The organism is Peribacillus sp. NPDC097284 (assembly GCF_044761765.1).
Classification (GTDB): Bacteria; Bacillota; Bacilli; order Bacillales; family DSM-1321; genus Peribacillus.
In genome coordinates, this window is sequence record NZ_JBIWCZ010000013.1 from 74,238 (window position 1) to 88,203 (window position 13,966).

Sequence of the window (13,966 nt, forward strand, 5' to 3'; positions counted from 1 at the left end):
GTATGAAAACGAAAGCAACCTTAGCCGTTTTATTATCAACCAGCCTATTATTTGGGTGTTCGCAGAAAAATGAAGAAACCAAGCCTGCAGAGGTGGATGCTAAGGAGACAAGTGCGAGTGCGCTGGATGGTGTATCCAACGACTATCGGGAATTTGCGATAGGTGAAATAGAAGAGTTTGTAAAAGCGACGGAAGAATTCACGACGGCAGTAACGTCTGGAGACATTGAAAAAGCGAAGCAGTTATATGCACCGGCTCGCATGCATTATGAGCGCGCTGAACCTATCGCTGAAATTTTTGGAGATCTTGATCCTAAAATCGATGCGCGTGAGGGTGATGTTGAGGAAAAAGAGTGGGGCGGATACCACCGAATTGAGATGGGGTTATGGGAAGAAAACACAACAAAGGGTTATGAAGAGTATGCTGAACAATTAATGAAGGACGTTAATTTGTTGCGTGCTAAAGTGGAAACAGTAGAAGTAACACCTGATGTGTTAATCACTGGGGCCGTTGACTTACTTAATGAAGTGTCAACATCCAAGGTGACTGGAGAAGAAGACCGCTATTCTCATACGGATTTGTATGATTTCGTTGCAAATGTAGAGGGCGCTGAAAAAATATATGAATTATTGACACCTGCCCTTAAGGAAAAAGACGAGGCGCTTACAACTGAAATCAAAGAGCGTTTTGCCGGAGTTTACAGCTTGCTTGAAAAACATAAAGATGGTGATGGATACGTTTCTTATACGGATTTAACAAAATCCGAGGTTAAATCATTAAGCCAGGCTATCGACGCTTTAGCTGAGCCACTTTCGCAAATAGGAATTGTAATGGAGGAGTCTTAATTGAAAGAACAAATATCAAATGACGAAACTTCACTTTTTTCCAAAAAGGTAAGCCGTCGTGATATGTTGAAAACAGCTGGCATCGGTGGGGTTGGAGTTGTAATAGGCGCATCGGGCCTAGGCGGGATGCTAGCTCTATCTGACTCAAAGGCAAAGGGACAAACGAATGATACTGTCCCTTTCTATGGGCCTCATCAAGCGGGAATCACTACAGAAGCTCAGGATAATCTTTATTTTGCTTCGTTAGAAGTGACATCCGAAAAAAGGTCAGACTTAATTCAATTATTTAAAGATTGGACAGCAGCGGCGGCCCAGATGACATCTGGCAAATCGGTAGGCGAAGCTTCCTCGAACAGGAGCATGCCACCAAAAGATACAGGGGAAGTAGAAGAATTATCCCCCTCTAACTTGACGATCACCTTTGGAGTAGGTCCTAGTCTATTTACGAAGAATGGGAAAGACCGCTTTGGCTTGAAGTCTAAACAACCTGCCGAATTGAAAGATCTTCCTTCATTTTCTTTAGATGCCTTAGAAGAATCATGGAGTGGAGGGGACATTTGCATTCAAGCCTGCGCAGACGATCTCCAGGTTGCGTTTCATGCCGTCCGGAATCTGGTGAGGATCGGTAGAGGAAAGACGATAATCCATTGGGCTCAAACAGGTTTTCAACGTACGAAAAAGGCTGATTCTCAAAAAACGACGCCTCGTAATTTGTTTGGTTTTAAAGATGGAACCGTGAATCCGGATACGAAGAAAAGCAGTGAGATGAACCAACATGTCTGGGTAAAGCCGGGGGATGGCCCTTCTTGGCTTGCAGGCGGTAGCTATATGGTCGTCCGCCGAATTCAAATGTACATTGAAGTGTGGGATCGGACCACGTTGAAAGAGCAGGAAAATACATTTGGTCGTCATCGTGACAGCGGTGCCCCATTAGGGATGAAGAATGAATTCGATACGGTTGATGAACATGTTAAGGATGAAAACGGAAATCGGGTCATTCCTGAAAACTCCCATATGATCCTATCCCGTGGTGATGGAACAGCTAAGATTCTGCGACGTCCCTATTCATATGCTGATGGAATGGATCCTAAGACTGGAAGCTTCAATGCGGGGCTTCTGTTTATTTGTTTCCAACGAAGCCCAAGTAAACAATTTATCCCGATGCAAGAACGTCTTTCAAAGAATGATAAGTTAAATGAATATATCATCCACCGGGGGAGCGCTATATTTGCTTGCTTGCCGGGTGTAAAAAAAGGTGGCTATATCGGGGAGTCCCTTTTCGGATGAATTTAGTAAAATGAGAGACCATAAAATCGCCAGCATGGATGGGAATCCGGGTTGGCGGTTTTTATCATAAAAGGGGAGTTTGTCATGTCTGTTTTTAAATGGAGAACGGGATTGTTCGTTTTATTAACTAGTTTCATATTTTTAATGTCTGCTATACCAGGTGTTTCAGCCGGGGAAAATCACGATCAGCTTTTCGTATATATTGGAGACAGCCTAATGAAAGTGAAGTCTGGAGATCTTGAATCGGTTTCCAGTAATCTCTCTCTTTTTGAAAAGGACTGGAATGTGATAAAAACGGACAGTGAGGATGCCAAAAAAGTTGACGATTCATTACTGTCTTTGAAAAACGCTGTGAATAATCAAGAAGACGCAGGAGAAATGAAAAAGAAGTTATCCGCTTTATCAAGTGCCCTTGTTCAGTATGATACGGCAGAAAATCCGGTTGATAAAACCGATTATAAAGATCGCCTAGAAGCGTTACTTCCATTAATCGATGATTTAGATGCGACGATTAGCGAAGAGGACTTCAGCAAAGCTAAAAGTCAGTATCAAAACCTCCTCAATCAATGGAATAATGCGGAACTTGTAGTACGGGAGGAAAGTGTTGCTTCGTACGGTAAGATGGAAACCTATATGGCCTTTGTTCGGATAGCCATCACGCAGGATCCTCCAGATCCAGAAAAGGCACGAACTAATCTTGACGAACTGAAAGGGCTAATTCAAGGCTTTCTGGAAGGCAAGGTAGAAAAAGAAGACCAGCAGACTTATACGTTGAGCGATGTAACAGACCTTCTACAAAGTAGTGTTAAGGATATGGAAGGAAACGATATCAATTCGGCAATTGACCAGTTGAATGAAGTATTAATGATTTGGCCAAATGTCGAAGGAGAAGTTTCTACGAGGGACAGTAAGCTGTACAGTGACATGGAGACTAAGGTACCAACCGCCATTAGCTTACTGCAATCGAAGAAGATACAAGCAAAGGAAGCGAAAGAAATCGTTTCCGATTTACATGCACGACTCCTTCCTTTAATTGATGATACGAGCTATACGACATGGGATGCGGCCTTGATTCTTTTACGTGAGGGACTGGAAGCTCTCCTTATCGTGGCAACACTGTTGTCCTTCCTAAAGAAAATTGGACAGGCAGACAAACAAAAGTGGATTTGGTCTGGCGTCGGGGCTGGCTTGGCAGCAAGTGCAATCCTTGCCGTTATTATCAATATTGTATTTTCACAGATTACCGCTGCCTCAAGCCGGGAGTATATTGAAGGAATCACGGGCATAATCGCGGTGCTAATGATGCTGACCATCGGAATGTGGCTTCATAGTAAATCGAACATCCATGCATGGAACCGTTATATCGGCAAGCAAATGGACCATGCTATTGCAACAGGCAGTATCTTGTCTTTTGCGTTAATTAGTTTCCTATCGATTTTCCGAGAAGGAGCGGAGACGATCATCTTTTATGCCGGAATGGCTCCGTATATGGAACTGAAACAGCTATTGACCGGGATATTGATTGCCTGCTTGATATTGATGGTCATTGGTTTCGTCATGCTCCGTTACAGCGTTAAGCTACCGATGACGGTCTTTTTCAAAGTGGCGACGATTTTCATCTATGCATTGGCATTTAAGATTCTTGGTGTCTCCATCCATGCACTTCAAGTTTCTCAAGTGATTAAGACGCATACACTTCACACGTTCCCGTTCATTGAATGGATCGGCCTTTATCCGACAGTGGAAACGATAGTACCTCAAATGGTATTGTTACTCCTGATTATAGTGGCTGCGATTTGGGTTAAAAAGAATAATTCTGCAGTTGCATAAAAAAGCAGGCCTGACATTAATCATGTCAGGCCTCCCTTTTTAATGAAGAGAACGGCGATAAGTATATTGTTTCCATTGATAAAGGATGAAGCAACCAATGCAGAATCCAAGGATGGCAATAAATGAGGCCATCCCGACCATTACGGTTAGCACATAGCCGATAACGTTGAAGCCCAGTAAGAAGGAGAGTAAGCCGAAACCTAGGCAAACCACTGCAATAACCTGGTTAAACTGTTGCTGTGCAGAATCTTCAGGAATGTATTTAGAGGGGTCCTTCTTCAGAAAGAGCTTTGCAAGGCGCATAACCGGATTAAAATGTAAAAGAAGACCAGATAGCCCCGCTACTAAAGGTATGGCCAGTATCCATTTTTGACCGGTTGCTAAAGCGAGGACTACGCTTAAAAATATGACCCACTGATTTGTTCGGACTAGAGGACGCGGAATGGGATGGATTTTATCTGACAAATTAAAAACCAACCTTTCTGATGAGTTTTATATTATTTTATCTGTTTATACATGATTTGGGAAGGAATTTTTTAGTTTATAATTATTTTAATTTAGTATTGATTATTATAAGAGAGGTAGTATAATACTAATATGAAATAAAAAGGAGGACGGTATGATGGTAGCAAAAGTTTGTGAAACATGCGGTACACCAATAAAAAGATTAAAACACTCTTCTTTATGCCAATGCGGTCCCAAAATACTGAGTAATCCATTCTCAACAAAAACAAAAAAATAATCGATTATCATAAAAATATAGTAAACCGGCTATTGCATGATAGTCGGTTTTTTTGTCTATATAGAAGGGTATAGGTAAATGCCTTTCTATATTTATTAGGTAATCCATAATAAATATTTTTCAAAAGAATAGAAATGTTGTAGGATTAGAGAATAGGTGAAAATGTCACGGTAGGATATGGAGTAGTCCTCCAGAAGGCCAAAACCATCACGTGACGGTTGGGAGGGGTTATATTGGGAACGAGACATTGAAAATCGGTGAGCTGGCAAGCATGGCAAATGTTACGAAGCGAACGGTGGACTATTACACGAATAAGGGTCTGCTAAAAGCAGAACGTTCCGCCTCTAACTACCGCTATTACTCAGTTGAGGAACTTGAGCGATTGCGCCTTATTGAGAAATATAAAAGAAAAAACTTTTCTTTGGAAGAGATAAAAGAACTTGTAAAACCAAATGCGAAGCCCCTTACTGAAATCGAGGAAACGGGACTTCAACTAAAAAGTAAAATGGATGGCTTGAATGAGGAATTGCGGGAAGTGATTAGCCTGATTGAAAAGGATGGAAAAAATGAACTTCTTCTTAAAAAACAGGTTTCTCATGAAAGCATTGCGTTGATTCAATCATTATTAGTGTTGTTAATTTAAAGAAAATTATCCCGATAGTTTATTGCACGAAGGTGCATATTACTCTTAAGGGCATTTCACTAAATGGTTTAGGATACGACATTCATATTTCGTTTGACATAATAGAAATCACCATTTATACAGGAGGTGCTTGGGACTGAACTATTGATTCTTTTCATGTAACTAGGATAAGGAATCGGTGGTAAACCCGAACATATTGGAGATATTTATAAAATTATTAGCAGTAGCTGTATTAATAGCATTAACCGCATTTTTTGTTGCCTCGGAATTTGCAATCGTTAAAGTCAGAAGTTCCCGCATCAATCAATTGATTGAAGAGGGAAATAAAAGTGCACTGGCAGCAAAAAAAGTGATTTCACATATCGATGAGTATTTATCTGCATGTCAACTGGGGATAACAGTCACTGCATTAGGATTGGGTTGGTTGGGTGAACCCACAGTGGAGGCTATTCTTGAACCCCTCTTCCATAGATGGGGTGTCGAGGAATCGTTAAGTCACATTCTTTCTTTCGTGATTGCTTTTGCGTCCGTTACATTCTTACACGTTGTTATTGGTGAACTTGCGCCAAAAACGGTTGCGATTCAAAAGGCTGAGGAAATAACGTTACTGTTCTCTAAGCCATTGATTCTTTTTTACCGCATATTATACCCATTCATCTGGGTATTGAATGGTTCGGCACGTGTCCTTACAGGCATGTTTGGATTAAAGCCGGCTTCCGAGACTGAAATGGCTCACTCGGAAGAAGAACTGCGGATTATCTTATCGGAAAGCTACAAAAGTGGTGAGATCAATCAATCGGAATATAAATATGTAAATCAAATTTTTGAATTTGATGAGCGTAATGCCAATGAAATCATGGTTCCAAGAACGGAAATGACCGTTATTGAAATAGGAATGCCACTATTGGAAGTTGTGGAGCTCATTCAAGAAGAACAGTATACACGTTACCCTGTCATAGATGGTGATAAGGATAATGTAGTGGGAATGGTCAATATTAAACGTCTTTATACAGCGACCATCACCGAGAAGAATGTTTCGGAATTGACGGTGGATAGTTTCGTTACACCCGTGATACGGGTTCTGGAAACTATCCCTATCCATGACTTGCTTCTGAAAATGCAGAAGGAACGGATTCATATGGCTGTTTTGACTGATGAGTATGGTGGTACAGCTGGTCTAGTTACGGTGGAAGATATACTTGAAGAAATCGTCGGGGAAATCCGTGATGAATTTGACCAGGATGAACGACCACTTATCCAAAAAGTAGATGAGGGACATTATGTTTTTGATGCAAAGACGTTAATTGAAGATGTTAATGATACCCTTGCCATCCAATTACCTGAAGATGATATAGATACTTTGGGAGGATGGTTCCTGACAGGTAGATTTGAAATTGCCGTTGGTGACCAAATTGAATTTGAAGGATATAATTTTACCGTCACAGAGATGGATGGCCATCATGTTTTATATGTTGAAGTAAAAAAAATCAAATAATCATAGGTGGAAAATCGGGCGTGTGTAGCGTCCGGTTTTTTTGTTTGGGTTAGAAGATGGTATCCCAGTAAAAATGCCGGATTTTAGGATAGTTCAAAGGTAGGATTCTGGTTGAAATGGCCATTCAAATGTTGGAAAAGTGACGCTCAAGGTATCTATTTACTGTATAAGAATGATAAAATAGGGAGTGGACATTAAATCTTGCTGCATAACCAAATGCAAGTTAAATAGGATGGAATGTAAGGGATAGGCTCATATATTTGGAGTGGTAAATAATATTCGCTTACTATAAATAATGAAAAAAGGCGGGTGGGTAAAATGGGTTTTAAGAGAAAACAAATGCTGGGATTCGGTTTAATCCTGCTTTTTTTAGCTATACTCCTTTCTTTTATGGTGTTTACACTCAATAATCTAAAAGGCAGTATGACTGAAATCGTGGAGGACCGTTATTATAAAGTTTCTGCCGCGATGGAAATACGCCAGTTGTTTACACAGTCAGACCGTGAAATTTTATTTGCGGCAAATGAGGCCAACAAGGCAGAAAGAGCGGAAAGCCTTAAAGTCATCAATGAAAACCACAGCCTGATTGAGTCGCAAATCGCTGAATTGTCGGGTACGTTAAATAAAGCGAAGGCAAGGCAATTATTGAAAGAGTTTGAAACACAATATGCCACATACTCTATAACCGAGGCACAAATCATCCAAAACATACAATCGAAAAACCCAACGACGGACATTAGCGAGCTAATGGATGATCAAAGGGATAAGCGGACAAAGGTTATCAGTACGATGGGTGCTTTTAAAAATTATCAAGAAAGTGTTATGAATGATACGTTAAGTAATGCGAAGCAAACCTATGAAGATATGATTAATTTCACTATTTTCGCAGTCATCCTTAGTATTCTAGTCATTTCCTTGACTGTCGCATGGATGATACGCAGCACATCAAAAGATTTGCAATCCATTACGAAGGTCATCAACAATATTGATTTTAAAAATTTATCGGTTGTACCGAGAATTCCTATTCGCACAAATGATGAAATAGGCGATATCGCTCGTTCCTTCAATGAAATGGCCGTATCACTTGAAACGTATAATCGTAAGGAAAAAGAGTTCACTGAGAAAATTAGCGAGCGCAACTGGATACAAACCCGAGTTGCTGATATTGCGACCATGTACCAACGCATTGTTGATGTAGAAGTGCTTGCTGACAGGTTCATCACCAGACTTGCACCGATGATGGGGGCGTCTCTTGGGGCGTTTTATATCAGACGCGGTGAAGGGGAAAATATGCGTTTTGTAAAAATCTCCAGTTTCGCAGGCGATGGAGAAGGTGCGGGAAGACGTGAATTCCGTATGGGGGAAGGCTTGATTGGCCAATGCGCCCTTGAAAGAAAAATAGAATTCATTGAGAAGATTCCCGAAGACTTCCACTTGGTTACAACAGGGTTAGGTGAAGTAAACCCTAAAAGTATCGTTATTGCTCCCGTCATTTTTGAGGATGAAGTGGTAGCTATGGTCGAATTGGCAAGCTTGGAGAATTACTCTAAATTGCAGAAACATTTCTTGACTCAAGTCTTGGACACTTTGGGGATTACAATCAACAATGTCGAAGGACGAATGGAAATTGAACGCCTATTGAAAGAGTCACAAGCACAGACTGAAGAGCTACAAGCTCAATCAGAAGAATTGCAATCCCAGTCAGAAGAAATGCAGGCCCAATCAGAGGAACTGCAGACACAGGCTGAGGAATTGCGGATGATTAACGAGCAATTAGAAGAGAGAAACCGTGAAACGGAAGACAAATCAAAAGAGCTTCAAATTGCCAAACTAAATCTTGAAAAACAAGCAGAAGAATTAAAACTAAGTTCAAAATACAAATCCGAATTCATGGCCAATATGTCCCATGAATTACGGACACCGCTTAATAGCATCTTGATTCTGTCGGAAATGCTATCTGACACGAATGACAGTAAATTGAATGAGGAACAGAAGGAATTCGCCCGTGTCATTAATTCGTCCGGTCAGGATTTATTAACGCTCATCAATGACATACTGGACTTATCAAAAGTCGAGGTTGGGAAGCTTGAAGTTGTCTTTGAGGAAATGAATATGAGTGAGTTACCGGAATTGTTACATCGAAACTTCGATCACGTAGCGAAGAAGAAGAATATCGATTTCATCGTTAGAAAAGATAAGGATGTACCTGATATTTTCTTCACTGATGAACAGCGGTTCCAACAAATTCTTAAAAACCTGTTGTCCAATGCTTTTAAATTCACCGAAAAAGGTTCAGTCTCTGTTCAGATTAAAAAGGCTGACGAAGAAAAAGTCGCACAATGGATTCAAACGAAAGGTGCGAGCAATTGGGTTGAAATCAATGTGAAGGACACGGGCATTGGAATTTCGAAAGAGAAGCAAAAATTAATATTCGAAGCGTTCCAACAAGGCGATGGAGCGACGATGAGGAAATATGGCGGTACCGGACTTGGACTTTCCATATGCCGCGAGTTTGCTAAATTACTAGGCGGATGGGTTATAGTGGATAGCCAAGAGGGTGAAGGCAGTACGTTCACCTTCTTCATTCCAAGCATGCCAGAAGGCTTTAAAAACATGGGAGAAGCGATTGCTGCTTCCCCGGAAGTGGCAGCGGCCAGCCATGAAGGAACTCCCGCTAGCGTAGTGGACGAGAAACCAGATGTGGTGATACTTGATGATGATTCACAAGAGAACGCTAATCCTTTCCGCGGCAAGTCGGTCTTGGTAGTGGACGATGATCGCCGTAATATCTTTGCTTTGACAAACGCTCTGAAAAATGAGGGCATGGAAATCCTTACAGCGGAAAATGGCTATGAATGTTTGGAAATCCTTGATAAAGGAAAGAGTATAGATGCCATATTAATGGATATCATGATGCCAGGCATGGATGGTTATGAAACAATGACTAGAATCCGTGAACAAAATGAGTTTGATAATCTCCCAATCATTGCCTTAACCGCTAAGGCGATGAAAGGTGACAGGGAAAAATGTATAAGAGCCGGTGCATCTGACTATGTAAGTAAACCATTGAAATTGGAACAGTTACTGTCTGTTCTTCGCGTATGGCTAACGAATTAATAGTACGGGTAAGGAAGGTTTTAATGGAATGAAGGATACACTATCGATTGAAGAACGAGAAAATATAGAGATTGAGTTGCTCTTGCAAGCCGTTTATTCAGTCTCTGGCTTTGATTTCAGAAAGTACATGCGATCTTCCATACAACGGAGAGTCGAAAATCGGATGAGATTAGAGCATATAAGAAGAGCGAGTGGAATGATTGAAAAGGTTTTATATGAAAAAGGATTTGTTGAAAAACTTCTGAATGACTTTTCAATAAATGTTACGGAAATGTTTCGTGATCCTGACTTCTTTAAAGCTTTTCGAACGAACCTTGTTCCACTGCTTAAGGAACTTCCTGAAATCCGTATCTGGCATGCTGGTTGTTCAACTGGTGAAGAAGCCTTTTCGATGGCCATCATGCTAAAAGAAGAAGGGCTCTACGATAAAGCGAAAATCTATGCAACCGACATGAATGAAACGGTAATAGAACATGCTCAAAAGGGAATTTTACCCCTCAATCGCATGCAGTCTTATACAAAGAATTATCTACAAGCAGGCGGTAAACGGGAATTTTCGGAGTATTATACGACGGACTATCAAAATGCTTATCTTGATCCAAACCTGCTTAAAAATGTTGTGTTTTTCCAGCATAATCTCGTGACGGATGGTTCATTTAATGAATTTCATATCATCATGTGCCGGAATGTAATGATTTACTTTACTGGAGAATTACAGACTTATGTAAATCAATTATTTTATGACAGTCTTTGTAAGGACGGCTTTCTTGCGGTTGGCAGTAAGGAATCCATTCGTACTTCTTCTTTTTCAGAAGTGTATAAGGACTTTGATGCAAGAGAGAAGATTTATAGAAAATTATAAAAAAAGGAGTTCGCTAAAACCTGGCGAGCTCCTTTTTTCGTTATCAAAGTTTAATTTTTTGAATGTAACTATATTTTAAGTTTAGGTGTCTGAAAAAACGGGTACATTTAATTAGTTAGGTCTGTGCTTTTTTGCCACAGATATTCTTATTTTTAAAAAGTAGCATAAGTAAGATATAATATAGTTCGGAATTCTTTTTTCAGGAAAGCCTTGCATTATATAGTACATGATAAAAGATAAAAGTGCCGCTCGATATAAGCCAAAAGGGGAATAAAGCAATGACGATTTTAATCGTAGATGATAACCAGGTTAATCTCTTCGTTATAGAGAAAATTCTTAAGCGAGCTGGCTATACGGATTTTCTATCATTGAAGTCAGCGCATGAAATGTTTGACTACCTACAAGTGGACAATCCTCAGCCAATCAAGACTTCTGTTGATATTATACTACTTGATATTATGATGCCTGAAATTGATGGAATAGAGGCTTGTAGAAGACTCCAAAACATACCACACCTAAAAGACATACCGGTGATTTTTGTAACGGCACTTGAAGATTCAAACAAAGTGGCCGAGGCTCTGGATGTTGGTGGAATCGATTATATTATGAAGCCTATTAACAAAATTGATTTATTAGCCAGAATCCGTGTAGGGTTAAGGCTTAAATATGAAAAAGACTGGCATAAAATGCAGGAAGAAAAAATACGGAATGAATTAGACCTTTCGATGCAAGTGCAAAGCAGTCTATTGAGTGAGCCGGTGGTAGATAATCACTTAACAATAAAAGCATCTTACCTCCCTGCAAATAAATTAGCCGGAGATATGTACTATTGGCACCGGATTGATGAAAAACGGTACGGAATCATTATACTTGATATGATGGGCCATGGAATATCGGCTTCACTTGTTTGTATGTTTATTTCCTCTGTTCTAAGGGATGCCATCCGAAAACACACGGATCCCGTTGCGGTGATAAACGAAATGAATCATTGGATGAGTGTCCTTAATAAAAAGGAAAACCCGATTCATTATTATTTCACTGCCATTTATATGGTGATTGATACAGAACATAAAACTCTGGAATATGTAAATGCAGGTCATCCACCGGGTTTTGCCTTGATGGATGATGGGGAAGTGTTGTCCCTTTCAAAGGGGACATGTCCTGTTGGTTTCTTCACGGAGATGAAAGTGGAGAAAACGATTGTTCATTATGAAGATAGAATTCAAATTCTTGTATTTACCGATGGAGTCATGGAGGCAATCGATAGGGAAGGAACGGATGGACTGGATGAAATAAAAGAAGTCGTTTCACGGGATTGGTTGGATTGCGAGGGAAATGCTCCGATTGATCTGGTCATGCCTGCTGAACTCCATCTCGACCAACCTGATGATATGTGTGTGGTCGTAATCCAAGCTACTTGATAAAGAAAGAGGCTGCAGAATAATCTGCAGCCTCTTCTGTTTATAGGTGGGGGTTTACTTGTCGTGATCGTAAGGCATGTAATTGTGGTTTCTAAAACCTTATCTATGGGAATCTTTTACCTTGCCGATTCCTTCTTGGACATTACCTTTTAATTTATCAAGTTTTCCTTCAGCTTGTAAGTGAGGATCATTCTTAGCGTTTCCGACTTGGTCTTTTGTTTCACCTTTTGCTTTATTGACAGTACCTTTTATCTTGTCTGATAATCCGCTCATTATGAGTTACCTCCTTGTTTTTGTCTACTTTACTTATACCCGTGGGATATTTGAGTAAACCATAATGAGAGAAAAATCTTAAGAAGCGATCGTAATATCTTTGCTGTGTTTCTTAATGAAATGATAAGCACGCTCCACGATTAATTCTTTATCATAATCAAGCGAAGCAACATGATAGGAGTTAGTAAGGGAGATCAACTCCTTGCTATGGGAACTGACGGAATTATATATTCGGTCCGAACATTGAGATGGGACAACATGATCTTCGGGAGAATGGAAGATGAGGGCAGGGCAGCTGATGTCCTCGAGTTGTTCATTCGTATGTTCCATAATAGTAAGCAACTGATTAATAGCTGTGATAGGTACGCGATCATAAGTGATTTCTGTAGTATCTTTGTCTTTAATGTCAGGAGCCCCTTCTGTAATGAAACGCGGAGCAGTTTGGTTGCGATAGGTTTCATATTCAGGGACTTGAAGGGCAGCATTGATTGTCATTATTCCATCACAAGCTACTTTTGTTGCCAAATCCAAAACAAGGGCACCACCCATAGATTGCCCCATTGCGAACACATGCGTACAGGTTTGCTTTAGCTTTTTATAGGCAGTCTCGATATCCTTGATCCACTCTTGGTAAGGAATCGTTTCCATTTCAAACTCATGTGTTCCGTGACCCTGTAAGCGAGGTGAGTAGACGGTGTAACCTTTGGCGGCCAAACTTTTACCTAAATACCCTACGCTTTGTGGGGTTCCGTTGAAGCCATGGCAAATGAGGATTCCGATAGAGTTCCCGGGATAGAAGAATGATTCTGCTCCTGGTATAACCTTTGCAACTGTCATGTGACCATCTCCTTTACTATTCTTATCGTTCGTTTACTTGATATAAAAAATGACTATTCCGATTATATTACTTGGTTAAATGATAACATAAGAAAATTCACCAAGTCAATATTAGTTTGTACCTTTCATAGGGTGATGTCAGGAGATGCCAAGAATCGGCTGAATCTGAGTGTTAAAGGAGTTTAGGGCTCATAGAGAGTTGCCTTCCTTCTATATATAGTACTAATCAAAATCTCTTGTAGATCTCTTTGGAATCAGCAGAGGAAAAGGGGATGCACAAGCTTCTAAGGAATTTATAAAATACCCGTTGACTTTTATGAAAAAAAGGATTAATATAAATAAGCACTAAGAAAACAAACGCAAAACTTCATCGCTTATAGCTGAATGGCTAGAAGAAATGACACAATAAAAACTATTGACTTCTTATAAAGAAAATGATAAGATGAAATGGTCGCTGAAAAACACAGCGATTAAAAATAAGTTAAAAACTTCGTAGAAGTTGACAACTAATCGATAGTGTGTTATGATGAATAAACAAGTTGTTCTAACGAACAACGAGATAAATTGCTCTTTGAAAACTGAACAAAACAAAGCGCCAACGTAAATTTTGAGTG

Annotated in this window: 11 protein-coding genes; 8 read left to right on the forward strand and 3 right to left on the reverse strand. The window is 40.0% G+C overall.

Going from position 1 to position 13,966, the window contains the following annotated elements; all coding sequences use genetic code 11:
* Window positions 1-2 precede the first annotated feature (2 nt).
* The 3 genes from efeO (at window position 3) to ACIQXU_RS18015 (ending at window position 3,962) form a co-directional block, all read left to right on the forward strand.
* Entirely contained in the window at window positions 3-845 is an 843-nt protein-coding gene (efeO, locus tag ACIQXU_RS18005; protein ID WP_402875627.1) for an iron uptake system protein EfeO, read from the forward strand.
* Window positions 846-2,132: an iron uptake transporter deferrochelatase/peroxidase subunit gene (gene efeB, locus ACIQXU_RS18010; RefSeq protein WP_402991425.1), complete on the forward strand. Its 1,287-nt coding sequence runs from the start codon at window positions 846-848 to the stop codon at window positions 2,130-2,132.
* Between the two features lie 84 nt (window positions 2,133-2,216).
* A complete protein-coding gene (locus tag ACIQXU_RS18015) occupies window positions 2,217-3,962 on the forward strand; it encodes an FTR1 family iron permease (RefSeq protein ID WP_402959224.1) in 1,746 nt (581 codons plus the stop codon).
* A gap of 39 nt (window positions 3,963-4,001) precedes the next feature.
* Here ACIQXU_RS18015 and ACIQXU_RS18020 read toward each other — a convergent pair whose 3' ends face one another.
* A complete protein-coding gene (locus ACIQXU_RS18020) occupies window positions 4,002-4,427 on the reverse strand; it encodes a DUF4395 domain-containing protein (RefSeq protein ID WP_402991428.1) in 426 nt (141 codons plus the stop codon).
* Between the two features lie 488 nt (window positions 4,428-4,915).
* Here ACIQXU_RS18020 and ACIQXU_RS18025 point away from each other — a divergent pair, with 488 nt between their 5' ends.
* From ACIQXU_RS18025 to ACIQXU_RS18045, 5 genes are all read left to right on the forward strand, one after another.
* Window positions 4,916-5,347, forward strand: coding sequence for a MerR family transcriptional regulator (locus tag ACIQXU_RS18025; protein ID WP_402959220.1), 432 nt, complete (start codon window positions 4,916-4,918; stop codon window positions 5,345-5,347).
* A gap of 196 nt (window positions 5,348-5,543) precedes the next feature.
* Entirely contained in the window at window positions 5,544-6,842 is a 1,299-nt protein-coding gene (locus ACIQXU_RS18030) for a hemolysin family protein (protein WP_402875637.1), read from the forward strand.
* Between the two features lie 318 nt (window positions 6,843-7,160).
* Window positions 7,161-9,959, forward strand: coding sequence for a response regulator (locus tag ACIQXU_RS18035; protein ID WP_402991431.1), 2,799 nt, complete (start codon window positions 7,161-7,163; stop codon window positions 9,957-9,959).
* Window positions 9,960-9,987: 28 nt separating this feature from the next.
* Window positions 9,988-10,821, forward strand: a complete 834-nt coding sequence (locus tag ACIQXU_RS18040) for a CheR family methyltransferase (RefSeq protein WP_402991434.1) — start codon at window positions 9,988-9,990, stop codon at window positions 10,819-10,821.
* A 278-nt stretch (window positions 10,822-11,099) separates the two neighbouring features.
* Complete coding sequence (locus ACIQXU_RS18045; RefSeq protein WP_402959216.1) at window positions 11,100-12,242, forward strand: PP2C family protein-serine/threonine phosphatase; 1,143 nt, start codon at window positions 11,100-11,102, stop codon at window positions 12,240-12,242.
* A gap of 99 nt (window positions 12,243-12,341) precedes the next feature.
* Here ACIQXU_RS18045 and ACIQXU_RS18050 read toward each other — a convergent pair whose 3' ends face one another.
* Entirely contained in the window at window positions 12,342-12,515 is a 174-nt protein-coding gene (locus tag ACIQXU_RS18050; protein WP_402875643.1) for a CsbD family protein, read from the reverse strand.
* A gap of 78 nt (window positions 12,516-12,593) precedes the next feature.
* Entirely contained in the window at window positions 12,594-13,352 is a 759-nt protein-coding gene (locus tag ACIQXU_RS18055; RefSeq protein ID WP_402991436.1) for an alpha/beta hydrolase, read from the reverse strand.
* Window positions 13,353-13,966: the final 614 nt, after the last annotated feature.

Coding starts and splice junctions, on each gene's coding strand:
- ACIQXU_RS18035 (WP_402991431.1), top strand. CDS start 7,161: ATGGGTTTTAAGAGAAAACAAATGCTGGGATTCGGTTTAATCCTGCTT.
- ACIQXU_RS18015 (WP_402959224.1), top strand. CDS start 2,217: ATGTCTGTTTTTAAATGGAGAACGGGATTGTTCGTTTTATTAACTAGT.
- ACIQXU_RS18040 (WP_402991434.1), top strand. CDS start 9,988: ATGAAGGATACACTATCGATTGAAGAACGAGAAAATATAGAGATTGAG.
- efeO (WP_402875627.1), top strand. CDS start 3: ATGAAAACGAAAGCAACCTTAGCCGTTTTATTATCAACCAGCCTATTA.
- ACIQXU_RS18045 (WP_402959216.1), top strand. CDS start 11,100: ATGACGATTTTAATCGTAGATGATAACCAGGTTAATCTCTTCGTTATA.
- ACIQXU_RS18055 (WP_402991436.1), bottom strand. CDS start 13,352: ATGACAGTTGCAAAGGTTATACCAGGAGCAGAATCATTCTTCTATCCC.
- ACIQXU_RS18050 (WP_402875643.1), bottom strand. CDS start 12,515: ATGAGCGGATTATCAGACAAGATAAAAGGTACTGTCAATAAAGCAAAA.